We start from the raw sequence: 23,578 nt of genomic DNA on the forward strand, positions 1-23,578 counted from the left end.
AATATATATCGGTTTTTCTTTATGAGCAATCAAAGCGAGTCGTTATGAACATGAAAATGTCTGATGAGTTGCTGGATGCTGAGGTTAGCCGTCGTGGGTTTATGAAAACGACGGCACTCGGTGGTCTGGCGGTTGCAAGTAGCACTTTCGCATTGCCTTTTACCCGCCTGGCGTCCGCTGCGGATGCGATTACCCCGGTGCAGGAAAACGTGGTATGGAGTGCCTGTACCGTGAACTGTGGTAGCCGGTGTCCGCTGCGCATGCATGTGGTGGATGGTGAAATCAAATATGTAGAAACCGACAATACCGGTGACGACAACTATGACGGGTTGCACCAGGTACGTGCGTGTCTTCGCGGTCGTTCAATGCGCCGCCGCGTCTATAACCCGGATCGCCTTAAGTATCCGATGAAGCGCGTGGGTAAACGGGGTGAGGGTAAATTCGAGCGCATCAGTTGGCAGGAGGCATTCGATACCATTACCAACAATATGCAGCGTCTGATTAAAGAGTACGGTAACGAATCTATCTATCTGAACTATGGTACGGGTACGCTGGGGGGGACGCTGACGCGTTCATGGCCGCCAGGCAAGACACTCATTGCCCGCTTGATGAACTGTTGCGGGGGATATCTTAATCAATATGGCGACTATTCTAGCGCCCAAATCGCCGCCGGGCTGAATTATACCTACGGCGGATGGGCAGACGGCAACAGTCCGTCGGATATTGAAAATAGCCAGTTGGTGGTGATGTTCGGTAACAACCCTGGCGAAACCCGCATGAGTGGTGGAGGCGTAACGTACTACATTGAACAGGCACGGCAAAAATCGAATGCCCGCATGATCATTATCGATCCACGTTACACTGATACTGGTGCCGGGCGTGAAGATGAGTGGATCCCAATCCGCCCAGGCACTGATGCTGCGCTGGTGTCAGCACTGGCCTGGGTGATGATCACGGAAAACCTTGTTGATCAGCCTTTTCTCGATAAATACTGTGTTGGCTACGATGAAAAAACGTTACCCGCAGACGCGCCAGCCAACGGACACTATAAGGCGTACATTCTGGGTCAGGGCAATGATGGCATTGCCAAGACGCCGGAGTGGGCATCTGTTATTACTGGGATCCCCCAGGCGCGTATTATTACGCTGGCTCGTGAAATTGCCAGCACCAAACCGGCATTTATCTCCCAGGGTTGGGGGCCGCAACGCCATGCGAATGGCGAGTTGGTGTCGCGTGCCATTGCCATGCTGGCAATTTTGACCGGCAATGTTGGGCTCAACGGTGGTAATAGCGGCGCACGTGAAGGCTCATACGAGCTGCCGTTTGTGCGCATGCCGACGCTGGAAAATCCGGTGCAGACCAGTATCTCGATGTTTCTGTGGACCGATGCTATTGAGCGTGGCCCGGAGATGACGGCTACGCGTGACGGGGTACGCGGCAAAGATAAGCTGGATGTGCCGATCAAGATGATCTGGAACTATGCCGGTAACTGTCTGATTAACCAGCATTCACAGATCAACCGCACCCATGACATCTTGCAGGATGATAAGAAGTGCGAGCTGATCGTGGTGATCGATTGCCACATGACCTCTTCCGCGAAATATGCCGACATTTTGCTTCCGGATTGTACCGCCTCGGAACAGATGGATTTCGCACTGGATGCCTCCTGCGGCAACATGTCGTACGTCATTTTTGCCGATCAGGCGATTAAACCACGCTTTGAATGCAAAACTCTCTACGAAATGACCAGTGAACTGGCTAAGCGTATGGGTGTGGAACAACAGTTCACCGAGGGCCGCTCACAAGAAGAGTGGATGCGTTATCTCTACGAACAGTCCCGTCAGGCTATCCCTGACATGCCAACTTTCGATGCATTACGCAAACAGGGCATGTTCAAACAGCGCGATCCGGCCGGTCACCATGTGGCTTACAAGACTTTCCGTGACGATCCGCAAAAAAATCCACTCACCACACCATCAGGGAAAATCGAGATCTACTCAGCGCAACTGGCAGCCATTGCGGCAAGTTGGGAGCTGGACAAGGAGGATGTTATCGATCCGCTACCGGTATACAGCGCTGGTTTTGAAAATTACAACGCTCCGCTCAGCAAAACCTATCCGCTACAACTAACCGGTTTTCATTACAAAGCGCGAACTCACTCTACATACGGCAACGTTGATGTGCTGAATGCGGCTTGCCGGCAGGAGATGTGGATTAACCCAATTGATGCGCAATTACGCGGGATCAGCAACGGTGACCGCGTGCGCATCTTTAACGACCGGGGTGAAGTTCAAATCGAGGCGAAAGTAACGCCACGCATGATACCAGGTGTGGTCGCGCTGGGTGAGGGTGCCTGGTACAACCCTGATGCCCGGCGTGTCGATCAGGCTGGATCTATAAATGTGCTGACTACGCAACGACCATCTCCGCTGGCGAAAGGCAACCCGTCGCATACAAACCTTGTCCAGGTCGAAAAGGCGTAAGGAGTAAGTGATGACTACGCAGTATGGATTTTTTATTGATTCAAGCCGTTGCACCGGGTGTAAAACCTGTGAACTGGCCTGTAAAGACTACAAAAACTTAACTCCCGACATTAACTTCCGCCGCATTTATGAATATGCAGGTGGCGACTGGCAACAGGATAACGGCGTCTGGCATCAGAATGTGTTTGCCTATTATATGTCGATTGCCTGCAACCACTGTGAAGATCCGGCATGTACCAAAGTGTGTCCTAGCGGCGCTATGCACAAGCGAGAGGATGGCTTTGTGGTGGTGGACGAAGATATATGCATCGGTTGCCGCTACTGCCATATGGCCTGCCCGTATGGCGCACCGCAGTACAATGCACAAAAAGGACATATGACCAAGTGTGATGGTTGCTATGAACGCGTTGCTGACGGGAAAAAACCAATTTGTGTGGAATCCTGCCCATTACGGGCGCTGGAATTCGGCCCTATAGAAGAACTACGGCAGAAACATGGCCAACTGGCGGCTGTCGCGCCGCTACCCGCAGCGCATTTCACGAAACCATGTATCGTAATTAAACCCAATGCTAATAGCCGCCCGACAGGGGACACCACCGGTTATCTGGCGAATCCGCAGGAGGTGTGAGATGGGAAGTGGATGGCATGAGTGGCCGCTGATGATCTTCACGGTCTTTGGGCAGTGTGTCGCTGGTGGGTTTATTGTCCTGGCGTTGGCTTTGCTGAAGGGCAATCTGACGGTTGACCAGCAACAGCGCGTAATACGCAGTATGTTCGGCTTATGGGTGTTGATGGGGGCGGCGTTTATTGCCTCGACCCTGCACCTCGGTTCACCGTTGCGCGCCTTCAATGCCCTTAACCGTGTGGGCGCATCGGCGTTGAGCAATGAAATCGCTAGCGGTGCCATTTTCTTTATTGTCGGCGGTGTGGGCTGGTTGCTGGCAGTGCTGGGCAAGTTACCTGTAGGGTTACGCAGCCTGTGGTTGGTAGTGACGATGGTGCTGGGTGTGGTATTTGTGTGGATGATGGCGCGCGTCTATAACAGCATTGATACCGTACCGACCTGGTACAGCATCTGGACCTCACTGGGTTTCTTCCTGACCATGCTTATCGGTGGGCCGCTGCTGGGTTACTTGCTATTACGTTGTGCGGGCGTCGATGGCTGGGCGATGCGTCTATTGCCTGCTATCTCACTATTGGCATTGTCACTCAGTGCCATGGTGGCACTGATACAGGGGACGGAACTGGCGACGATTCATAGCTCGATTCAGCAGGCTTCTGCGCTAGTTCCGGCATACGGCTCACTGATGGCATGGCGGGTAGCGCTACTACTGATTGCACTGGCGTGCTGGGTTATTCCGCAACTGAAAGGGTACCAGCCTGCTTTGCCGTTGCTGTCGCTGGCATTTGTCCTGGCGCTGGCGGGCGAACTTATTGGACGCGGCGTGTTCTACGGATTGCATATGACGGTTGGTATGGCTATTGCCAGCTAATATGTTAATGGGTTATATCCGGCCGGGCGAAATGCCCGGCTTTTTTCATTTTCTATCATGAAATTTTTCTACTGTTCTCTGTGCTGTTTCGGCGGCTTAGCACAATAAAAACAATCAGATGAATATTATCTGAAGTTCATTGAATCGATGCGGGATAAGTTTTTCAAATCGACAACGCACAATTCATGCCAGCCCGCTAATTCTGTGGATTGACTTTGCGTTTGCCAGTGGCATGATGCGCACGCAATCTGAACTTCCTCACGGTTTGAATCCATGTCCACCTATACCCGGCCGGTGCTGCTATTGCTCTGCGGTCTGATGCTGTTGACGCTGGCGATCGCGACGCTGAATACGCTCGTGCCGCTCTGGCTCGCCCATGAAAACTTACCCACCTGGCAGGTCGGTATGGTGGGGTCATCTTATTTTACCGGTAATTTACTCGGCACCTTATTGACCGGGCGTCTTATCCGTCGTCTGGGGTTTAATCGTAGCTATTACATTGCCTCGCTGATTTTCGCTGCCGGCTGCGTTGGGCTGGGGCTAATGGTGGGTTTCTGGAGCTGGATGATTTGGCGCTTCATCGCCGGTGTGGGCTGCGCAATGATCTGGGTGGTGGTGGAAAGTGCGCTAATGTGCAGCGGCACCTCCCGTAACCGTGGCCGCCTGCTGGCGGCTTATATGATGGTTTATTATGTAGGCACTGTGCTGGGACAGGTAATTGTCAGCAAATTGCCGACGGATCTGATGAGTGTGCTGCCTTTGATGACAGGGCTGGTGCTGGCGGCGATCCTGCCGCTGCTGTTTACCCGTATTGTTAATCAACAGAATGAGGAGCAAGCCGTGACCTCAGTATGGCCGATGCTGCGCCTTCGCCAGGCGCGCCTGGGGGTGAACGGTTGCATTATCTCAGGGATTATTCTCGGCTCGTTGTATGGTCTGATGCCGCTCTATCTTTCACATCAGGGGATCAGTGATTCCGGTATCGGTTTCTGGATGGCGCTGTTGGTGAGCTCAGGCATTATCGGGCAGTGGCCTGTTGGCCGTCTGGCTGATCGTTTTGGCCGACTGTTGGTGCTGCGTGTGCAGGTGTTTGTCGTGATTATCGGTTGTATGGGAATGCTGAGTAATGCGGCGATGGCACCGGCGCTGTTTGTATTGGGAACGGCCGGTTTTACTCTTTACCCGGTGGCAATGGCCTGGGCGTGTGAGAAAGTGGAACACCGCCAGTTGGTGGCCATGAATCAGGCTCTGCTGTTGAGCTACACCATTGGTAGCTTGCTTGGCCCGACGCTTACGGCGATGCTGATGCAAAGCTATTCAGACAGTCTGCTGTTTGTCATGATTGCGGGCGTATCGCTTATCTATCTGGTGATGTTGATGCGTAAAGCCGGGCATCATCCCACTCCGGTTGCGCACGCCTGAGTGACATCGGCAGTGAAGCAGCCCGGCATAAAAAAGCCACAACGGCGTGTTGTGGCTTTTTGCTGTTACAGCGGCTTAGTACATCACTTTATGACCGTACTGCTCCAGAATGCCTTTGACACGTTCCATGGTCTCTTTTTTCGGTGGATGGATGCCATCAAGCTTGTACTCTTCACCCATGGCGACCCATTTGTGTTTACCCAGCTCATGGTAGGGCAACAGTTCTATTTTCTCGACATTGCCCATATCACGGGTAAATTCACCGAGGCGGTGCGCGGAGTCGTCATCGTCTGACCAGCCCGGAACGACCACGTAGCGGATCCAGACCTGAATATTTTTCTTCGCCAGGTACTGGGCAAACTCCAGCGTACGCTGGTTAGAGACACCGGCCAGATTCTGGTGAATCTCATCGTTCATTTGTTTCAAATCGAGCATGACCAGGTCGGTAACTTCCAGAAGCTCATCAATCACCGGATCGTAGCGGCGCACAAAGCCGTTAGTGTCGAGGCAGGTATGAATCCCTTCTTTTTTACAGGCGCGAAACCAGTCGCGGACAAACTCCGCTTGCAGAATAGCCTCACCGCCGGATGCGGTTACGCCGCCGCCGGATGCGTTCATAAAATGGCGATAAGTCACCACGTCGCTCATCAGATCTTCAACCGTGATCTCTTTACCAGCATGTGTGTCCCAGGTATCACGGTTATGACAATAGAGGCAGCGCATCAGGCAGCCCTGGAAGAAAGTAATGAAGCGGATACCCGGGCCGTCAACCGTGCCACAGGATTCGAAGGAGTGGATGCGACCAATAACTGACATTGCGGTGTTTTCTCCAGATGCGGCCCATCCGGGCCTGTGTCTGCGCAATTTATTTCCTTTTGCGCTAAGTCTGTTTTGTCAGATATCCAGCAAGTATAGACCTCTGACAAAGCGGGCTCGGGTATTAAAAAGGCCCCACCTACGTGGAGCCTTTATTGTACGCTTTTTACTTCGCGATTTCAGTCAATACCATTACATGGTTTGAGTGAAGGTACGAGTAATAACGTCCTGCTGCTGTTCTTTAGTCAGGGAGTTGAAACGTACTGCATAACCTGAAACACGGATGGTCAACTGCGGATATTTTTCCGGGTTTTCCATCGCGTCGAGCAGCATTTCACGGTTCATCACGTTCACGTTCAGATGTTGACCACCTTCGATGGACGCTTCGTGATGGAAGTAACCATCCATCAGACCTGCGAGGTTGGCTTTACGCACTTCATCGTCTTTACCCAGTGCATTCGGAACGATAGAGAAGGTGTAAGAAATACCATCTTTAGCGTAAGCGAACGGCAGTTTAGCAACGGAGGTCAGAGAGGCAACAGCACCTTTCTGGTCACGGCCGTGCATCGGGTTGGCACCTGGTCCGAACGGAGCACCAGCGCGACGACCATCTGGGGTGTTACCGGTTTTCTTACCATACACAACGTTAGAGGTGATGGTCAGAACAGACTGAGTCGGGATAGCGTTGCGGTAAGTAGTCAGTTTCTGAATTTTCTTCATGAAACGTTCTACCAGGTCAACAGCCAGATCGTCGACGCGAGCGTCGTTGTTACCAAACTGCGGGTATTCGCCTTCGATTTCGAAGTCGATTGCCAGACCGTCTTCGTCACGAATCGGTTTAACTTTCGCATATTTGATTGCAGACAGGGAGTCAGCAGCAACGGACAGACCGGCGATACCGCATGCCATGGTGCGAATTACGTCACGGTCGTGCAGCGCCATCAGAGAGGCTTCGTAGCTGTACTTGTCGTGCATGTAGTGGATAACGTTCAGTGCGGTGACGTACTGTTTAGCCAGCCAGTCCATGAAGTGATCCATACGATCCATGACTTCGTCGAATTTCAGCAAGTCACCTTTGATCGGCTCAGCTTTCGGACCAACCTGCATTTTCAGTTTTTCATCAACGCCGCCGTTGATTGCGTACAGCATGGTTTTCGCGAGGTTAGCGCGAGCACCGAAGAACTGCATTTGTTTACCCACAATCATCGGGCTTACACAGCAAGCAATCGCATAGTCGTCGTTGTTGAAGTCAGGACGCATCAGGTCATCGTTCTCGTATTGCAGAGAAGAGGTATCGATGGAGACTTTCGCAGCGAATTTTTTGAAGTTCAGCGGCAGTTTTTCAGACCACAGAACGGTGATGTTCGGTTCCGGAGACGGGCCCATGGTGTACAGGGTGTTCAGGAAACGGAAGCTGTTTTTGGTAACCAGAGTACGGCCGTCAACGCCCATACCGCCGATAGATTCAGTTGCCCAAATCGGGTCACCGGAGAACAGTTCATCATACTCAGGAGTACGCAGGAAGCGAACCATACGCAGTTTCATGACCAGGTGGTCAATCATTTCCTGCGCGTCTTTTTCAGAGATTTTGCCTGCTTTCAGGTCGCGTTCGATGTAAGCATCCAGGAAGGTGGATACGCGACCGAAGGACATTGCAGCGCCGTTCTGAGATTTAACTGCAGCCAGGTAACCGAAGTAGGTCCACTGGATTGCTTCTTTAGCGTTAGTTGCCGGACCGGAGATATCGCAGCCGTATTTAGCCGCCATCTCTTTGATCTGACCCAGTGCGCGGTGCTGTTCAGCGATTTCTTCACGCAGACGGATAGTTGCTTCCAGATTTACGCCGTTTTCCAGATCGGATTGCAGAGACAGGAACTGGGCGTATTTGTCTTTCAGCAGGAAGTCGATACCGTACAGCGCAATGCGACGGTAGTCACCAATGATACGACCACGGCCGTAAGCATCCGGCAGACCAGTCAGAATACCGGATTTACGGCAGTTCAGAATGTCTTTGGTGTAAACATCGAATACACCCTGGTTATGGGTTTTGCGGTATTCGGTGAAGATTTTTTTCAGCATCGGGTCCAGTTCGCGATTGTACGCTTTGCAGGAACCTTCAACCATTTTGATGCCGCCAAACGGGATGATAGCGCGTTTCAGCGGAGCTTCAGTTTGCAGACCAACGATTTTCTCAAGCGCTTTATTGATGTAGCCAGCGTCGTGAGAAGTAATGGTGGAAGCAACAGAGGTGTCAAAATCAACTGGCGCGTGAGTGCGGTTTTCCAGTTTAACCCCTTCCATGACTTTGTCCCACAGGGCGGTGGTCGCGTCAGTAGCGCCAGCCAGGAAGGATTCGTCGCCTTCATATGGGGTGTAGTTTTTCTGGATAAAGTCACGTACGTTGACTTCTTTCTGCCAGTCACCTTTCGCAAAACCTTCCCAGGCTGTGGCTAATTTTTCATTAAGCTCGGACATGTAACACCTACCTTCTTAAGTGGATTTTTTATTTACTGCCTGAAACAACCATTAATGATGATCGTTGCCACGCAGGTAAATGACCCAGTATGTCAACCCGACTAATAACCCACCACCTATGATATTCCCGATTGTTACCGGAATAAGGTTATCGATGATGAAATTCGTAATAGTCAGATGAGAAAAACTTTCCGGGCTGGAACCAACTGCGGTCCAGAACTCCGGGCTAGCAAAGTTACGGATTACGACACCCATCGGTATCATAAACATGTTTGCAATACTGTGCTCAAAGCCGCTGGCAACAAACATGGCCACCGGCAGCACCATAATCAGCGCCTTATCGGTCAGACTGCGACCTGAGTAGCTCATCCATACGGCGAGGCAGACCATCAGGTTCGCCAAAATACCCAGTGCGACAGCTTCAATAAAGGTATGGTGCAGTTTATGGTCAGCAGTTTGCAGAACATTCAAGCCCCAGCCGCCATTTGCTACCATATATTCCCCGGATAACCACATCAGCAGCACGAACAGCAGTGCGCCAATCAGGTTACCGATATAGACGTTTATCCAGTTACGAGCCAACTGGCCCCAGGTAATGCGTCCACTGGCTTTTGCCACCACGATCAACACAGTTGATGTGAAAAGATCTGCGCCGCAGATGACGCAAAGAATTAACCCTAATGAGAAGCATATCCCACCAACCAGTTTAGCCATGCCGAACGGCATTGATGCTGTCCCGGTGGTGGCAGTAATATAAAAAACAAACGCGATGGAGATAAAGACACCTGCTGTAATCGCCAAAAAGAACGTTGTCAGCGGTTTCTTAGTTGCTTTGTAGACACCTGCTTCTTCGGCAACTTTGGCCATCGCAGCTGGAAGTATTAGATCAAAAGGGTTGTCAGCTTTCACACTAACTCTCTCTTTATTTAAGTCGGCGACGAGATACTAACAAAGCATTATGCAAGAGAATTTGATATGGATCATATCTCGCCTGGCTTATAGGACCGCAAAGTGCATGGTTTTTCAGCAGGTGCGGAGTAACTTGTTGATTATCAAAATAAAAATAAATTTTAAAAGTTATAAAATGAGTTGATTGTTTTTATGAAGCCTCCGAAAAATCGTTAATTAAAATGGGGTAGTTGCCATAAGAAGTAACAATATTAGTCCGCAGGTAATAATACCATTTACCCATATTTAACTTAATTATTACAACTGACTGGCATTGCAAAAATATAAATAAAAAGGGGCAATAAAATTGCCCCGTAATATAGCGTAGACCTGCGATGAAGCCTACATATTGTCGTACTGGTTGTCGTTATTTCGCCCAGAATGCCGCTTTGGCGCGTTGTAACTTTTCGTAAGCCGCTAACAGTGATTGATGCGCCGGGAATGCCTGCAGGGTACCGTCTGCTGGTTGCAAGCCATAGAACGGCGCTTCACCGCTCAATGCGGCGCTGGCCGCTTCAACTGTCTGCGCGCCGTACATGCGTACGAATGCATTCAGATATTGCAGCGGTTCGCGATCCTCTTCTTGCGCCAGCAACAGTAGCGTTTGCAGGCAGCGGTAGTAGTTGGCGCGCTCCGCACTGAAGATGGACGCGTTGAATTCCATGGTCCATTCGGTCCAGGTCAGCGCTTGATCCAGATCGCCACCAGCCAGCGCCAGCATCGCTTTTAACTCACCAATACGCAGGGTATACCAGCCATTCTCTTTACCGGTCGCCAGACCCAGCAGTTCACGAACGCGGGTAAAATCATCATGACCTTCGTCGTCCAGTTGGGCGATAAGATTGAGATACTCCTCTTTATCCCACTCGCTGGCTGGTAGTGACAGGATAGTTTCGCGCAGATGGCTGCCCATGGTGTTATTCGCCAGCCATAGATCTTCTGCCGGATAAATATCGGACATGCCCGGCACCAGAATACGGCAGGCGTACACGCCAAGGTGCTCGTAATCGGCGATATAAACCTCTTTATCCTCCGCATTGAAGATGGCCATCAGCGTGGCGAACTCTTCTTCGGTGGTTCCTGCGAAACTCCAGTCAACGAACGGATAATCCGCATCCTGCTTAAACAGATCCCATGAGATCAAACCGCTGGAATCAATGAAGTGAGTTTCCAGGTTAGCGTGTTCAGCCACTTCTTCGTCATCAAAAGTTGGCGGGGTAAAAACATCGAGATCTTTCAGACCGCGTCCCTGCAACAGCTCGGTGACTGTACGTTCCAGCGCAACGCCAAAATCCGGGTGCGCACCAAAGGAGGCAAAACAGGTGCCATTCGCCGGATTAAACAGCACGACGCAGATCACGGGATATTTACCGCCCAGCGAGCCATCGTAGGCAAAAATCGGGAAGCCTTCTGCCTCCAGTTTAGCAATGGCTTCCACCACGCCAGGGTAGCGGGCCAGCACTTCCTGTGGGATCTCCGGCAGGCTGATACTCTCTGCGATAATACGGTTCTTAATATGGCGTTCGAACACCTCAGACAGGCCCTGTACGCGGGCTTCGTTGCGGGTGTTACCGGCAGACATGCCGTTGGAAACATACAGGTTGCCGACGATGTTCATCGGAATATAAACCGTCTGCTCGTCAGACTGGCGGGTAAACGGCAGGGCGCAGATACCGCGTTCATCATTACCGGATTGCAGATCAACCAGCATCCCGGCGGTCAGCTCGTTCTGTGGATCGTAGAATGCACGCAGACGAGCATCAAGGATCGCCTCAGGCAGAGAGTCATCTTCCGGCAGTGGGAACCACTTTTCGTTCGGGTAGTGAACGAACGGGCCTTGCGCGATGGCATCACCCAGCCAGAAGTCAGCGAAGAAGTAGTTGGTGGAAAGACGTTCGAAGTATTCGCCCAGTGCAGAGGCAAGCGCAGCCTTTTTCGTTGCGCCCTTACCGTTGGTGAAGCACAACGCGCACTCTTTATCGCGAATATGCACGGACCAGACGTTTGGTACCGGATTCAGCCATGAGGCTTCTTCAATGTGAAAACCGAGGTCGGTGAGCTTTTGCTGGAAGCGAGCGATGGAGTCTTCCAGTGCGGCGTCTTTGCCGGGAATAAATGTTTGAGTCATGGCGGTCACTTTTTTCGTACGTAAAGCGCGCAATGATACGGGTTTTGCGTGACTGGCGCTATCTTCCGCATCTGCCCGGCGAAAATAAAACAGCGGTCTATGCTTAGGGAGAATAACCGACTGTTCACGGATGGAAAAATGAAAGCATTCGACCTTCATCGCATGGCCCTGGATAAAGTTCCCTTCGAATTTTTGTGGGAAGTGGCACTACGTAGCCTCTATACCTTCGTTTTAGTCTTTTTATTTCTCAAGATCACTGGCAGGCGTGGCGTACGGCAAATGTCGTTGTTTGAAGTCCTTATTATCCTGACGCTGGGCTCAGCAGCGGGAGATGTGGCCTTTTATGACAACGTTCCAATGCTACCCGTGCTGGTGGTTTTTATTACGCTGGCAGTGCTTTACCGTCTGGTGATGTGGCTGATGTCGCACAGCGAAAAGCTGGAAGATCTGCTGGAAGGTAAACCGGTTGTTATTGTTGAGAACGGTGAGCTGGCATGGGAGAAATTGCATGAAGAGAACATGACTGAATTTGAGTTTTTCATGGAATTGCGCGGCCACGGTATAGAGCATCTTGGGCAGATTCGGCTGGCTATCATGGAAACCAATGGCCAAATCAGCGTCTACTACTTCCCCAACAAGGAGGTTAAACCTGGGCTTTGTATTCTGCCAGAAGGGTGCAGTGAGCGGTATACCTCAGTGCCTGAATCGGGCGACTACGTTTGCGTACGTTGCAGTAAAATTGTCACTTTGCAGGCAGGCGAAAAGCGATCCTGCGCGCGCTGTGCAAATCCGGAATGGTCGAAGGCCAGTCGGGCAATTCGAGTGACATAACAGGTTTTTTATCGGGCACGGCTTGGCTGTGCAAAACATTCTGCTATGTGACTGAGTGCACATTTCCCCCTGCGCGGCTATTACCCATTGCGGCGCGTGACGCGCAATGATAAAACCGATGTCACAGGAATAACTTATTGCTTTTTAGCGTGGTGAGGGGAAATGACTCAGGTCTTCAATTTTAGTTCTGGCCCGGCAGTATTACCGGCGGATGTGCTCAAACAGGCGCAACAGGAATTGTGCGACTGGCAAGGTCTTGGCACTTCGGTGATGGAAATTAGCCATCGTAGTAAAGAGTTTATCCATGTGGCTGAAGAGGCGGAGAAGGACTTTCGTGATCTGCTGAACATCCCCTCCAACTATAAGGTTTTGTTCTGTCACGGCGGCGGTCGCGGTCAGTTTGCTGGCGTTCCGCTCAATTTGCTGGGTGATAAAACAACCGCTGATTATGTTGATGCCGGTTACTGGGCGGCGAGTGCGGTTAAAGAAGCGAAAAAATACTGCATTCCGCACGTTATTGACGCGAAAATCACTGTTGATGGCCTGCGTGCTGTTAAGCCGATGAGCGAATGGCAACTCAGTAATAACGCGGCTTACCTCCACTACTGCCCGAACGAAACGATTGATGGTATCGCGATCGATGAAACACCTGCGTTCGCCAATGATGTGGTAGTAACGGCCGATTTCTCCTCAACCATCCTTTCGCGCGAAATTGATGTCAGCCGTTTTGGTGTGATTTATGCGGGCGCGCAGAAAAATATCGGTCCGGCAGGATTAACGCTGGTGATCGTACGTGAAGATCTGCTGGGCAAAGCTCATGTCGCCTGTCCGTCTATCCTCGATTACAGCGTGCTGAATGAAAACGACTCTATGTTCAACACGCCGCCGACTTTTGCCTGGTACCTCTCAGGGTTGGTGTTTAAATGGCTGAAAAAACAGGGTGGCGTCGCCGCAATGGAGAAAGTCAACCAGCAAAAAAGCGAACTGTTGTATGGCGTAATCGACCACAGCGACTTTTATCGCAACGATGTGGCGAAGTCTAACCGTTCGCGCATGAACATTCCGTTCCAGTTGGCGGACAGCGAACTGGACAAACTCTTCCTTGAAGAGTCATTCGCTGCGGGTCTGCACGCTCTGAAGGGCCACCGTGTCGTTGGCGGTATGCGCGCCTCAATTTATAATGCGATGCCACTGGCTGGCGTACAGGCGCTGACCGACTTTATGGTCGATTTCGAACGTCGCCACGGTTAATTGCCGTAGTCTGCATTCCCCGCAGTCGCACTGCGGGGTTTTATTTTGTCTGTTGAGAGTAAAGTTTCATGGAATCCCTGACGTTACAACCCATCGCGCGGGTAGATGGCACCATCAATCTGCCTGGTTCGAAAAGTGTCTCAAACCGCGCTTTGTTGCTTGCTGCATTTGCCCGTGGTACTACCGTTCTGACCAATTTGCTGGACAGCGACGACGTGCGCCATATGTTGAATGCGCTCAGCGCGCTGGGAGTTCATTACACCTTGTCTGCCGATCGTACCCGTTGTGAAGTGACGGGCATGGGTGGTCCGTTGCACTCTGCGGAAAAACTGGAGCTGTTTCTTGGCAATGCCGGAACAGCAATGCGCCCTCTGGCTGCGGCACTTTGTCTTGGGGCAAACGACCTGGTGTTGACCGGTGAACCGCGCATGAAAGAGCGCCCGATTGGACACCTGGTTGACGCGTTGCGTCAGGGGGGAGCGCAAATTGATTACCTCGAGCAGGAAAATTATCCTCCTTTGCACCTGCGCGGCGGTTTTACCGGCGGTGACGTGAGCGTGGATGGCAGCGTTTCCAGTCAGTTTCTGACAGCGTTGCTGATGACTGCGCCATTGGCGCCGCAGGATACCGTTATCACTATCAAAGGCGATTTGGTCTCTAAACCTTATATCGACATCACGTTGCATCTGATGGAAACCTTTGGCGTGGTGGTCGAAAATCAGCACTACCAGCGTTTCGTGGTGCGCGGCGGTCAGCAATATCAGTCTCCTGGCCAGTATCTGGTGGAGGGCGATGCATCCTCTGCCTCTTATTTTCTGGCAGCAGGTGCGATCAAAGGCGGCACGGTAAAAGTGACCGGGATCGGGCGTAACAGCGTACAGGGTGATATCCGCTTTGCCGACGTACTGGAAAAAATGGGCGCGACGGTGGTCTGGGGCGATGACTATATTGCTTGCACACGCGGTGAGCTGAACGCTATTGATATGGACATGAATCATATCCCGGATGCGGCAATGACTATCGCGACGGCTGCACTTTTTGCCAAAGGCACCACTACGCTGCGTAATATTTATAACTGGCGAGTGAAGGAAACAGATCGCCTGTTTGCGATGGCGACAGAGTTGCGCAAAGTGGGCGCAACGGTGGAAGAGGGTGAGGATTATATCCGCATCACACCGCCGGGAAAATTACAGTTTGCGGAAATTGGCACATATAATGATCACCGTATGGCGATGTGCTTCTCGCTGGTGGCGCTGTCAGATACGCCAGTCACTATTCTGGATCCGAAATGTACGGCGAAAACCTTCCCCGACTATTTTGAGCAGTTAGCTCGCATCAGTACGCTCGCGTAACCCTCTGTGCTCCGGGCTGGTGTAAATCAGCCCGACCTGCCGAACATTTATTCTACACTCAGCTTCAGACCCCTCTGTTATTCGCACGCAGTAGTAACGATTGTGTGCATTGCCGCGTATAATGCGCGACGTTTACGTAACGATATGCCTTGATTAAGGAGAAAAAGATGACGGCAATTGCCCCGGTAATCACCATTGATGGACCAAGCGGTGCGGGAAAAGGCACGCTTTGCAAGGCAATGGCGGAAGCATTGCAATGGCATCTGTTGGATTCAGGCGCAATTTATCGTGTGCTGGCACTCGCTGCACTGCATCACCACGTCGATGTAACCTCGGAAGAGGTGCTGGTTCCTCTGGCAGCGCATCTGGATGTGCGATTTATCTCAACCGACGGAAATCTGGAAGTGATCCTTGAAGGTGAGGATGTGAGCGCTGAAATTCGCACCCAGGACGTGGCAAATGCAGCATCGCAGGTTGCTGCGTTTCCGCGCGTGCGTGAAGCATTATTACGCCGCCAGCGCGCGTTTCGCGAAGCACCGGGTCTTATCGCCGATGGCCGTGATATGGGGACGGTCGTTTTCCCCGACGCACCAGTGAAAATTTTCCTTGACGCTTCTTCTGAAGAACGTGCGAATCGTCGTATGCTCCAGTTGCAGGAGAAAGGCTTTAGTGTTAACTTTGAACGCCTTTTGGCCGAGATCAAGGAACGTGACGATCGCGATCGTAATCGTCCTGTAGCGCCGCTGGTTCCCGCTGCTGATGCTTTAGTTCTGGATTCAACCAGTTTAAGCATTGAGCAAGTGATTGAGAAAGCGCTACAATATGCACGCCAAAAATTGGCTCTCGCGTAAGCGACCGAATTCGTAGTACCTGCTGCAATGGAATGTGAGCAGGCATGTGAAACAACCCCATCCGGCATGAAGCCAGGTGGACGTTAAATTGAAGAATCCTGAAGATTATCAATATGACTGAATCTTTTGCTCAACTCTTTGAAGAGTCCCTGAAAGAAATCGAAACCCGCCCGGGTTCTATCGTTCGTGGTGTTGTTGTTGCTATCGACAAAGATATTGTACTGGTTGACGCCGGTCTGAAATCTGAGTCTGCCATTCCGGCTGAGCAGTTCAAAAACGCCCAGGGCGAACTGGAAATCCAGGTTGGTGACGAAGTTGACGTTGCTCTGGATGCAGTAGAAGACGGCTTCGGTGAAACCCTGCTGTCCCGTGAGAAAGCTAAACGTCATGAAGCCTGGATCACGCTGGAAAAAGCTTACGAAGACGCTGAAACTGTTACCGGTGTTATCAACGGCAAAGTCAAGGGCGGCTTCACTGTTGAGCTGAACGGTATTCGTGCGTTCCTGCCAGGTTCTCTGGTAGACGTTCGTCCGGTCCGTGACACTCTGCACCTGGAAGGCAAAGAGCTTGAATTCAAAGTAATCAAGCTTGACCAGAAGCGTAACAACGTTGTTGTTTCCCGTCGTGCGGTTATCGAATCCGAAAACAGTGCAGAACGCGATCAGCTGCTGGAAAACCTGCAGGAAGGCATGGAAGTTAAAGGTATCGTTAAGAACCTTACTGACTACGGTGCATTCGTTGACCTGGGCGGCGTTGACGGCCTGCTGCACATCACCGACATGGCATGGAAACGCGTTAAGCATCCGAGCGAAATCGTAAACGTTGGCGACGAAATCACTGTTAAAGTGCTGAAATTCGACCGCGAACGTACTCGTGTATCTCTGGGCCTGAAACAGTTGGGCGAAGATCCGTGGGTAGCTATCGCTAAACGTTACCCGGAAGGTACCAGACTGACTGGCCGCGTGACCAACCTGACCGACTACGGCTGCTTCGTTGAAATCGAAGAAGGCGTTGAAGGCTTGGTTCACGTTTCCGAAATGGATTGGACCAACAAAAACATCCACCCGTCCAAAGTTGTTAACGTTGGCGATGTAGTGGAAGTTATGGTTCTGGATATCGACGAAGAACGTCGTCGTATCTCCCTGGGCCTGAAACAGTGCAAATCCAACCCGTGGCAGCAGTTTGCTGAAACCCACAACAAGGGCGATCGCGTTGAAGGTAAAATCAAGTCTATCACTGACTTCGGTATCTTCATCGGCCTGGACGGTGGCATCGACGGCCTGGTTCACTTGTCTGACATCTCCTGGAACGTTGCAGGCGAAGAAGCCGTTCGTGAATACAAAAAAGGCGACGAAATCGCAGCTGTTGTTCTGCAGGTTGACGCAGAGCGTGAGCGTATCTCTCTGGGCGTTAAACAGCTCGCAGAAGATCCGTTCAATAACTACGTTGCACTGAACAAGAAAGGCGCAATCGTAAACGGTAAAGTCACTGCAGTTGATGCCAAAGGCGCAACCGTAGAACTGGCTGACGGCGTTGAAGGTTACCTGCGCGCTTCTGAAGCTTCTCGTGATCGTGTAGAAGATGCAACTCTGGTTCTGAATGTTGGTGATGACGTTGAAGCTAAATTCACCGGCGTTGATCGTAAGAACCGCGTAGTTAGCCTGTCTGTACGTGCGAAAGACGAAGCTGACGAGAAAGATGCTATCGCTTCTGTTAATAACAAACAGGAAGAAGGCAACTTCTCTAACGCTATGGCTGAAGCTTTCAAAGCAGCTAAAGGCGAATAAGATCAAGTATTCGGAGTTATTTGTGCGGTAACAGGACGAAAGTCACAGAGTTGCCGTACGAACGACGATGAGTTACTTGACAGATCACAGGATTCGTCCTGTAATCAATGACAAAGGGCGGCTACGGCCGCCCTTGTTAAAGCTATTAAGCGAATATTGCGTTGAAGGAAACCGGAGGAATCATGACCAAGTCAGAATTGATAGAAAGACTTGCAAGCCAGCAATCGCATATCCCGGCTAAAGCCGTGGAAGATGCTGTAAAAGAAATGCTGGAGCATATGGCCTCTACTCTTGCCCAGGGTGAGCGCATTGAGATCCGCGGTTTCGGCAGTTTTTCCCTGCACTATCGTGCACCTCGCACCGGGCGTAACCCCAAAACAGGCGATAAAGTGGATCTGGAAGGAAAATACGTTCCGCACTTTAAGCCGGGTAAAGAATTACGCGACCGCGCCAATATTTATGAGTAATTCTTAGCGAAAAGAAAAGAATTGTATGCGAGAAGGCACCTGAAAGGGTGCCTTTTTCATTTTATGCTTTTCTTCTCCTGAAGCAGCCTCGCATATTTTTGCTGATGTGATGTAACGCGATAAAAAAACAACAATTCGCGCCGCAAACCTGAAAACCTACGAAAGAAAAGCAAGCCAGAGCTCCGCATACTTCTGCTCCAACAAGGAGGTATGCATGGCGTTATCTACATTGGCTGCATGCATTATATTGGGCATTTTGCCGCTGTTGTGGTTGCCAGCATTACCCGATATCCGCAGTATTTGGTGCGTCATCATTAGTGGATGCCTGCTGGCATGCGTACGGCCACGGTTTTTACGCTATGGGGGTATCACGTTACTCATTTTTGCCTGGGGAGTTTTGAACGCAATGCAGGCACTTTGGCCAACGGTGAACCTTCCTGGATCAAACCGCCAGGTTGAAGTCATTATTACCGAAACAGACAATATGACTCGCCATCAGGCGAAGATAGTGAGTCTTAATGGTAAACGCCTGTTCCCGGCCGCTGGTATAACGCTCTATGGGCAATATTTACCTGTCCCGATCTGCACAGGACAGCGATGGGCGATGACCGTTCGCGTACGTGCAATGCATGGCCAACTCAACGACGGAGGATTTGATTCTCAGCGCTATGCGTTAGCAAACCATCTTCCTCTTAGCGGGCGCTTTAGCGATGCGCGTTTAATCGTGCCAACTTGTAGCTGGCGTGCTGATTATTTGCAGTCGCTGACACACACGCTTTCCCCTTATTTCTGGCGTCCGGTGATCCTGGCGCTGGGAATGGGGGAACGTTCAGCACTCGAAAGCCCGGTAAAAGAGATTATGCGTCAGACAGGAATCGCTCATTTAATGGCTATCTCTGGGCTGCATATCTCTCTTGCCGCGATGCTTGGCGGCGTTATTACCCGTGGTATACAGTTTTACTTCCCCGCCAATCGGGTTAATTGGGCCTTGCCTATGCTTACTGGCACGTTGTGTGCCATCGGATATGCATGTCTCACCGGCTTACAGCCCCCGGCATTGCGCACGGCCATTTCGCTTAGTGTCTGGGCCACGCTACGTCTTTCTGGGCGGTTGTGGTCACCCTGGCAAGTCTGGCTCTGTTGTGTCGCCGCGATACTGTTTATCGATCCGCTCTCCATATTGTCATATAGCCTGTGGTTATCGGCTTTCGCCGTGGCTGCATTGCTGTTCTGGTATCAGTGGCTACCAATGCCAGCTCAACAACACTGGCTTATGCATAGCAGTATGAGTCTGATCCATTTGCAGATAGGGATGACGTTATTACTGATTCCAATACAATTATCTATGTTCCATGGGATCAGTCTGAGCTCGCTGGTCGCCAATCTGGTGGCTATCCCTCTGGTAACATTTGTCACCGTACCCCTGATTTTGACGGGAATGCTGTTGCACTTGACTGGCCCCCCGTTAATTGAGGAAGTCTGCTGGTACCTGGCGAACCAGACACTCGCACTATTATTTGCTTTTCTGCGATGGCTGCCAGCAGGATGGATCAATATTGATGCACGTTGGCAGGCCGCAGCCTGGGTGCCATGGTTGATGCTGATCTGTTGGCGCTTGTCTCTATGGTGTCGTATTCCTGCGTTATGTCTGACTTGCCTGACGATGCTGCTATTACCGCTATGGCGGGCCGACCGGCCAGGAGAGTGGTCGGTGCATATGCTGGATGTTGGGCAGGGGCTGGCAATGGTGATTGAGCGTAATGGTAAAGCAATTCTCTACGACACCGGCGTTGTCTGGCCTGGTGGTGACAGTGGGCAGCAACTGATTATTCCGTGGCTGCGCTGGCATGCTTTGCAGCCCGAGGGCATCATTCTGAGCCATGAACATCTGGATCATCGAGGTGGTCTGGAATCGTTACTGAAAGCCTGGCCAGAATTATGGGTGCGTAGTCCATTAGGTTGGGCCGGCCATGCGCCCTGTTTTCGTGGAGAAACCTGGCAGTGGCAGGGGTTGACGTTCAGCGCGCACTGGCCGCTACCGAAAGCGCAGATGCAGGGGAACAATATCTCATGTGTCGTGAAGGTGGAGGATGGGCAACACAGCATCCTGCTAACCGGGGACATCGAAACGCAGGGCGAGATGGCAATGCTCAGCCACTATTGGCAGCATCTGCAATCTACACTTGTACAGGTACCTCATCACGGAAGTAATACCTCGTCGTCTCTGCCTTTCTTACAACGGGTTGAAGGTAAGGCGGCTGTGGCGTCAGCATCGCGGTATAACGCCTGGCGCTTCCCTTCGCTAAAGGTCATAAAACGTTACCGGGAACAGGGATATCAATGGTATGACACTCCACATCAGGGGCAGATAACCATCTCTTTTTCTCCCCAGGGCTGGGAAATCCATAGCTTACGGGATCAACTTTTACCGCGTTGGTATCATCAGTGGTTTGGCGTCCCAAACGATAACGGGTAGAATATGCGGCTATTTCAACAAGAGCTGGTTTTCTGAATGCAGAACGATAAAGATCTCTCCACATGGCAGACATTTCGCCGACTATGGCCAACTATTGCACCCTTCAAAACGGGTCTGATCGTGTCGGGAATTGCATTAATCCTCAACGCAGCCAGCGATGCATTCATGTTATCGCTGCTTAAACCGTTACTGGATGATGGTTTTGGTAAAGCGGAGCGTTCGGTACTGCTGTGGATGCCGCTAGTGGTTATCGGTCTGATGATCCTTCGCGGTATCACCAGCTATATCTCCAGTTACTTAATTTCCTGGGTTTCGGGGAAAGTGGTGATGACCATGCGCCGCCGCCTGTTTAGCCACATGATGGGCATGCCGGTATCATTTTTTGATAAGCAATCGACCGGCACTTTGCTGTCGCGTATTACCTACGATTCGGAACAAGTGGCTTCGTCTTCATCCAGCGCATTGATCACCGTGGTGCGTGAAGGTGCAAAGATCATCGGACTGTTTGTGATGATGTTCTGGTATAGCTGGCAGTTGTCGCTGATCCTGATTGTGCTGGCGCCTATCGTTTCTGTTGCTATTCGCATGGTATCTAAGCGTTTTCGTAATATCAGCAAAAACATGCAAAACACGATGGGCCAAGTGACCACCAGCGCGGAACAGATGCTAAAAGGACATAAAGAGGTGCTGATGTTTGGCGGTCAGGAAGTGGAAACCCACCGCTTTGACAAAGTCAGCAATAAGATGCGTTTGCAGGGGATGAAAATGGTCTCTGCCTCCTCTATTTCTGATCCTCTGATCCAGTTGATTGCCTCACTGGCGCTGGCATTTGTGCTTTATGCCGCCAGCTTCCCAAGCGTCATGCAGACGCTGTCGGCTGGTACAATTACCGTCGTCTTTTCTTCTATGATCGCCCTGATGAGTCCGCTGAAATCGCTGACTAACGTCAATGCCCAGTTCCAGCGCGGTATGGCGGCTTGCCAGACGTTGTTTGCTATCCTTGACAGCGAGCAGGAAAAAGACGAAGGAACATATGTTATCGAACGTGCTCGCGGCGATATTGTGTTCCACAACGTGACGTTTACTTATCCTGGTCGTGATACGCCAGCTCTGCGCAATATCAATCTGACGATTCCGGCGGGCAAGACTGTTGCACTGGTGGGGCGCTCCGGTTCTGGTAAATCGACGTTGGCCAGCCTGATCACGCGTTTCTATGATATTGACGAAGGGCAGATCCTGATGGATGGACACGATCTGCGCGAATACAAGCTCACGTCTCTACGCGACCAGGTCGCGCTGGTCTCCCAGAACGTGCATCTCTTTAATGATACCGTTGCCAATAACATTGCCTATGCCCGTACTGAGGTGTACAGCCGTGAAGAGATTGAGAAAGCTGCGAAGATGGCCTATGCCTCTGATTTTATAAATAAAATGGATGGTGGCCTGGATACAATAATTGGTGAGAACGGGGTACTGCTTTCCGGTGGCCAGCGTCAGCGTATCGCGATTGCCCGAGCGTTGCTGCGTGACAGCCCGATCCTGATCCTTGATGAAGCCACGTCAGCGCTGGATACCGAATCTGAACGTGCTATCCAGGCTGCGCTCAATGAATTGCAGAAAAACCGTACCTCTTTGGTTATCGCTCACCGCCTGTCTACCATTGAACAGGCCGATGAAATTGTGGTAGTGGAAGATGGCTGTATCGTTGAGCGCGGCAGTCATGCCGAGCTGCTGGAGCACCGCGGCGTTTACGCTCAGCTTCATAAAATGCAGTTTGGCGCATGATTGCACGTATCTGGTCCGGTGAATCCCCGCTGTGGCTACTGCTATTGCCACTCTCCTGGCTTTATGGCCTGGTGAGTGGCGCAATCCGTCTGGCTTATCGTCTGGGGCTCAAAAAATCCTGGCGCGCCCCTGTTCCTGTGGTGGTGGTCGGTAACCTGACGGCTGGTGGTAATGGTAAAACGCCAGTGGTTGTCTGGCTGGTTGAACAGCTTCAGCAGCGTGGTATCCGCGTGGGGGTGGTTTCGCGAGGTTATGGCGGGAAGGCAGAACGTTACCCGCTATTGCTTACGTCTGATACCACCACAGAAGAGGCAGGCGACGAACCTGTGCTGATTTACCAGCGCACCGGCGCGCCGGTTGCTGTGTCCCCCGTTCGCCGTGAGGCCGTGGAAGTCATACTGGCACACCATTCTGTGCAGATAATCGTGACTGATGATGGTTTGCAACACTATCGCCTGGCGCGAGACAAAGAGATTGTGGTTGTTGATGGCGTCAGACGTTTTGGCAATGGCTGGTGGCTTCCTGCGGGGCCGATGCGTGAACGAGCCTCACGTCTGAAGACGGTTGATGCGGTGATAGCCAATGGCGGAGTGGCAAGAGCGGGTGAGATCCCGATGCGCCTGATTCCGGGGATGGCAGTTAATTTGCGCACAGGTGAACGCCGCGAAGTACGCGAGTTGGCACCCTGCGTGGCGATGGCTGGTATTGGCCATCCCCCGCGTTTTTTCGCTACGCTCAGTGAGTGTGGCGTGACGCCGGAACAGACTTTTGCGCTCGCCGATCATCAGGCATTAACCCGGTCGGATGTTCAGGCGATGGTCAAACCGGGACAGACGCTGGTGATGACAGAAAAAGATGCGGTGAAATGTCGTCCCTTCGCTGAAGATAACTGGTGGTATTTGCCTGTGGACGCGAAACTGGAAGGCGAACAGGCGAACAAGCTGCTACAGGAATTGCTTACTCTGGCGCACTGACGATTGCTGCATGCATCGGCCGCGCCCTGTTAACTGAAC

General features: G+C 51.6%; 17 protein-coding genes. 13 read left to right on the forward strand and 4 right to left on the reverse strand.

The features are described from left to right. The first annotated feature begins 44 nt into the window (after positions 1–44). From dmsA to GA0061070_RS09970, 4 genes are all read left to right on the forward strand, one after another. Positions 45–2,483, forward strand: a complete 2,439-nt coding sequence (gene dmsA, locus GA0061070_RS09955) for a dimethylsulfoxide reductase subunit A (RefSeq protein WP_090135752.1) — start codon at positions 45–47, stop codon at positions 2,481–2,483. A gap of 10 nt (positions 2,484–2,493) precedes the next feature. Next, a complete protein-coding gene (locus tag GA0061070_RS09960) occupies positions 2,494–3,111 on the forward strand; it encodes a DMSO/selenate family reductase complex B subunit (RefSeq protein WP_090135753.1) in 618 nt (205 codons plus the stop codon). Position 3,112: 1 nt separating this feature from the next. Further along, complete coding sequence (locus GA0061070_RS09965) at positions 3,113–3,976, forward strand: dimethyl sulfoxide reductase anchor subunit family protein (protein ID WP_090135754.1); 864 nt, start codon at positions 3,113–3,115, stop codon at positions 3,974–3,976. Between the two features lie 273 nt (positions 3,977–4,249). Continuing rightward, complete coding sequence (locus GA0061070_RS09970; RefSeq protein ID WP_090135756.1) at positions 4,250–5,398, forward strand: MFS transporter; 1,149 nt, start codon at positions 4,250–4,252, stop codon at positions 5,396–5,398. Positions 5,399–5,473: 75 nt separating this feature from the next. Here GA0061070_RS09970 and pflA read toward each other — a convergent pair whose 3' ends face one another. From pflA to ycaO, 4 genes are all read right to left on the reverse strand, one after another. Then, complete coding sequence (gene pflA, locus GA0061070_RS09975) at positions 5,474–6,214, reverse strand: pyruvate formate lyase 1-activating protein (protein ID WP_090135757.1); 741 nt, start codon at positions 6,212–6,214, stop codon at positions 5,474–5,476. Between the two features lie 192 nt (positions 6,215–6,406). After that, positions 6,407–8,689: a formate C-acetyltransferase gene (pflB, locus tag GA0061070_RS09980; RefSeq protein ID WP_167353561.1), complete on the reverse strand. Its 2,283-nt coding sequence runs from the start codon at positions 8,687–8,689 to the stop codon at positions 6,407–6,409. A gap of 51 nt (positions 8,690–8,740) precedes the next feature. Then, positions 8,741–9,598: a formate transporter FocA gene (gene focA, locus GA0061070_RS25145; protein ID WP_167353562.1), complete on the reverse strand. Its 858-nt coding sequence runs from the start codon at positions 9,596–9,598 to the stop codon at positions 8,741–8,743. 406 nt (positions 9,599–10,004) lie between these two features. Further along, a complete protein-coding gene (ycaO, locus tag GA0061070_RS09985; RefSeq protein WP_090135842.1) occupies positions 10,005–11,765 on the reverse strand; it encodes a 30S ribosomal protein S12 methylthiotransferase accessory factor YcaO in 1,761 nt (586 codons plus the stop codon). Between the two features lie 138 nt (positions 11,766–11,903). On the opposite strand from ycaO, the gene GA0061070_RS09990 reads away from it, so the two are divergent. The 9 genes from GA0061070_RS09990 (at position 11,904) to lpxK (ending at position 23,539) form a co-directional block, all read left to right on the forward strand. Further along, positions 11,904–12,596: a DUF421 domain-containing protein gene (locus GA0061070_RS09990; protein WP_090135760.1), complete on the forward strand. Its 693-nt coding sequence runs from the start codon at positions 11,904–11,906 to the stop codon at positions 12,594–12,596. Positions 12,597–12,758: 162 nt separating this feature from the next. Continuing rightward, a complete protein-coding gene (gene serC / locus GA0061070_RS09995) occupies positions 12,759–13,847 on the forward strand; it encodes a 3-phosphoserine/phosphohydroxythreonine transaminase (protein ID WP_090135761.1) in 1,089 nt (362 codons plus the stop codon). A gap of 68 nt (positions 13,848–13,915) precedes the next feature. Continuing rightward, the gene (gene aroA, locus GA0061070_RS10000) at positions 13,916–15,199 is read left to right on the forward strand and encodes a 3-phosphoshikimate 1-carboxyvinyltransferase (RefSeq protein WP_090135763.1); all 1,284 of its coding nucleotides are present in this window, start codon (positions 13,916–13,918) and stop codon (positions 15,197–15,199) included. A 167-nt stretch (positions 15,200–15,366) separates the two neighbouring features. Then, on the forward strand, positions 15,367–16,050 hold the full coding sequence (gene cmk / locus GA0061070_RS10005) for a (d)CMP kinase (RefSeq protein WP_090135764.1): 684 nt from the start codon (positions 15,367–15,369) through the stop codon (positions 16,048–16,050). 113 nt (positions 16,051–16,163) lie between these two features. Continuing rightward, the gene (gene rpsA, locus GA0061070_RS10010; protein WP_090135766.1) at positions 16,164–17,837 is read left to right on the forward strand and encodes a 30S ribosomal protein S1; all 1,674 of its coding nucleotides are present in this window, start codon (positions 16,164–16,166) and stop codon (positions 17,835–17,837) included. A 182-nt stretch (positions 17,838–18,019) separates the two neighbouring features. Next, positions 18,020–18,304: an integration host factor subunit beta gene (gene ihfB / locus GA0061070_RS10015; protein WP_007374142.1), complete on the forward strand. Its 285-nt coding sequence runs from the start codon at positions 18,020–18,022 to the stop codon at positions 18,302–18,304. A gap of 214 nt (positions 18,305–18,518) precedes the next feature. Continuing rightward, a complete protein-coding gene (locus GA0061070_RS10020; protein WP_090135768.1) occupies positions 18,519–20,780 on the forward strand; it encodes a ComEC family protein in 2,262 nt (753 codons plus the stop codon). Between the two features lie 36 nt (positions 20,781–20,816). After that, a complete protein-coding gene (gene msbA, locus GA0061070_RS10025; RefSeq protein ID WP_090135770.1) occupies positions 20,817–22,565 on the forward strand; it encodes a lipid A ABC transporter ATP-binding protein/permease MsbA in 1,749 nt (582 codons plus the stop codon). After that, the gene (gene lpxK, locus GA0061070_RS10030) at positions 22,562–23,539 is read left to right on the forward strand and encodes a tetraacyldisaccharide 4'-kinase (protein WP_090135772.1); all 978 of its coding nucleotides are present in this window, start codon (positions 22,562–22,564) and stop codon (positions 23,537–23,539) included. The genes msbA and lpxK overlap by 4 nt, the downstream gene beginning before the upstream one ends. The last annotated feature ends 39 nt before the right edge of the window (positions 23,540–23,578 follow it).

Source organism: Kosakonia oryziphila (assembly GCF_900094795.1).
In the GTDB taxonomy this organism is placed as follows: domain Bacteria; phylum Pseudomonadota; class Gammaproteobacteria; order Enterobacterales; family Enterobacteriaceae; genus Kosakonia; species Kosakonia oryziphila.

What these genes read in the sequence shown, in the direction of transcription:
- serC (WP_090135761.1), top strand. Translation starts at nt 12,759, where the DNA reads ATGACTCAGGTCTTCAATTTTAGTTCTGGCCCGGCAGTATTACCGGCG.
- GA0061070_RS09970 (WP_090135756.1), top strand. Translation starts at nt 4,250, where the DNA reads ATGTCCACCTATACCCGGCCGGTGCTGCTATTGCTCTGCGGTCTGATG.
- GA0061070_RS10020 (WP_090135768.1), top strand. Translation starts at nt 18,519, where the DNA reads ATGGCGTTATCTACATTGGCTGCATGCATTATATTGGGCATTTTGCCG.
- lpxK (WP_090135772.1), top strand. Translation starts at nt 22,562, where the DNA reads ATGATTGCACGTATCTGGTCCGGTGAATCCCCGCTGTGGCTACTGCTA.
- ycaO (WP_090135842.1), bottom strand. Translation starts at nt 11,765, where the DNA reads ATGACTCAAACATTTATTCCCGGCAAAGACGCCGCACTGGAAGACTCC.
- pflA (WP_090135757.1), bottom strand. Translation starts at nt 6,214, where the DNA reads ATGTCAGTTATTGGTCGCATCCACTCCTTCGAATCCTGTGGCACGGTT.
- aroA (WP_090135763.1), top strand. Translation starts at nt 13,916, where the DNA reads ATGGAATCCCTGACGTTACAACCCATCGCGCGGGTAGATGGCACCATC.
- GA0061070_RS09990 (WP_090135760.1), top strand. Translation starts at nt 11,904, where the DNA reads ATGAAAGCATTCGACCTTCATCGCATGGCCCTGGATAAAGTTCCCTTC.
- GA0061070_RS09965 (WP_090135754.1), top strand. Translation starts at nt 3,113, where the DNA reads ATGGGAAGTGGATGGCATGAGTGGCCGCTGATGATCTTCACGGTCTTT.
- rpsA (WP_090135766.1), top strand. Translation starts at nt 16,164, where the DNA reads ATGACTGAATCTTTTGCTCAACTCTTTGAAGAGTCCCTGAAAGAAATC.
- ihfB (WP_007374142.1), top strand. Translation starts at nt 18,020, where the DNA reads ATGACCAAGTCAGAATTGATAGAAAGACTTGCAAGCCAGCAATCGCAT.
- GA0061070_RS09960 (WP_090135753.1), top strand. Translation starts at nt 2,494, where the DNA reads ATGACTACGCAGTATGGATTTTTTATTGATTCAAGCCGTTGCACCGGG.
- msbA (WP_090135770.1), top strand. Translation starts at nt 20,817, where the DNA reads ATGCAGAACGATAAAGATCTCTCCACATGGCAGACATTTCGCCGACTA.
- dmsA (WP_090135752.1), top strand. Translation starts at nt 45, where the DNA reads ATGAACATGAAAATGTCTGATGAGTTGCTGGATGCTGAGGTTAGCCGT.
- pflB (WP_167353561.1), bottom strand. Translation starts at nt 8,689, where the DNA reads ATGTCCGAGCTTAATGAAAAATTAGCCACAGCCTGGGAAGGTTTTGCG.
- cmk (WP_090135764.1), top strand. Translation starts at nt 15,367, where the DNA reads ATGACGGCAATTGCCCCGGTAATCACCATTGATGGACCAAGCGGTGCG.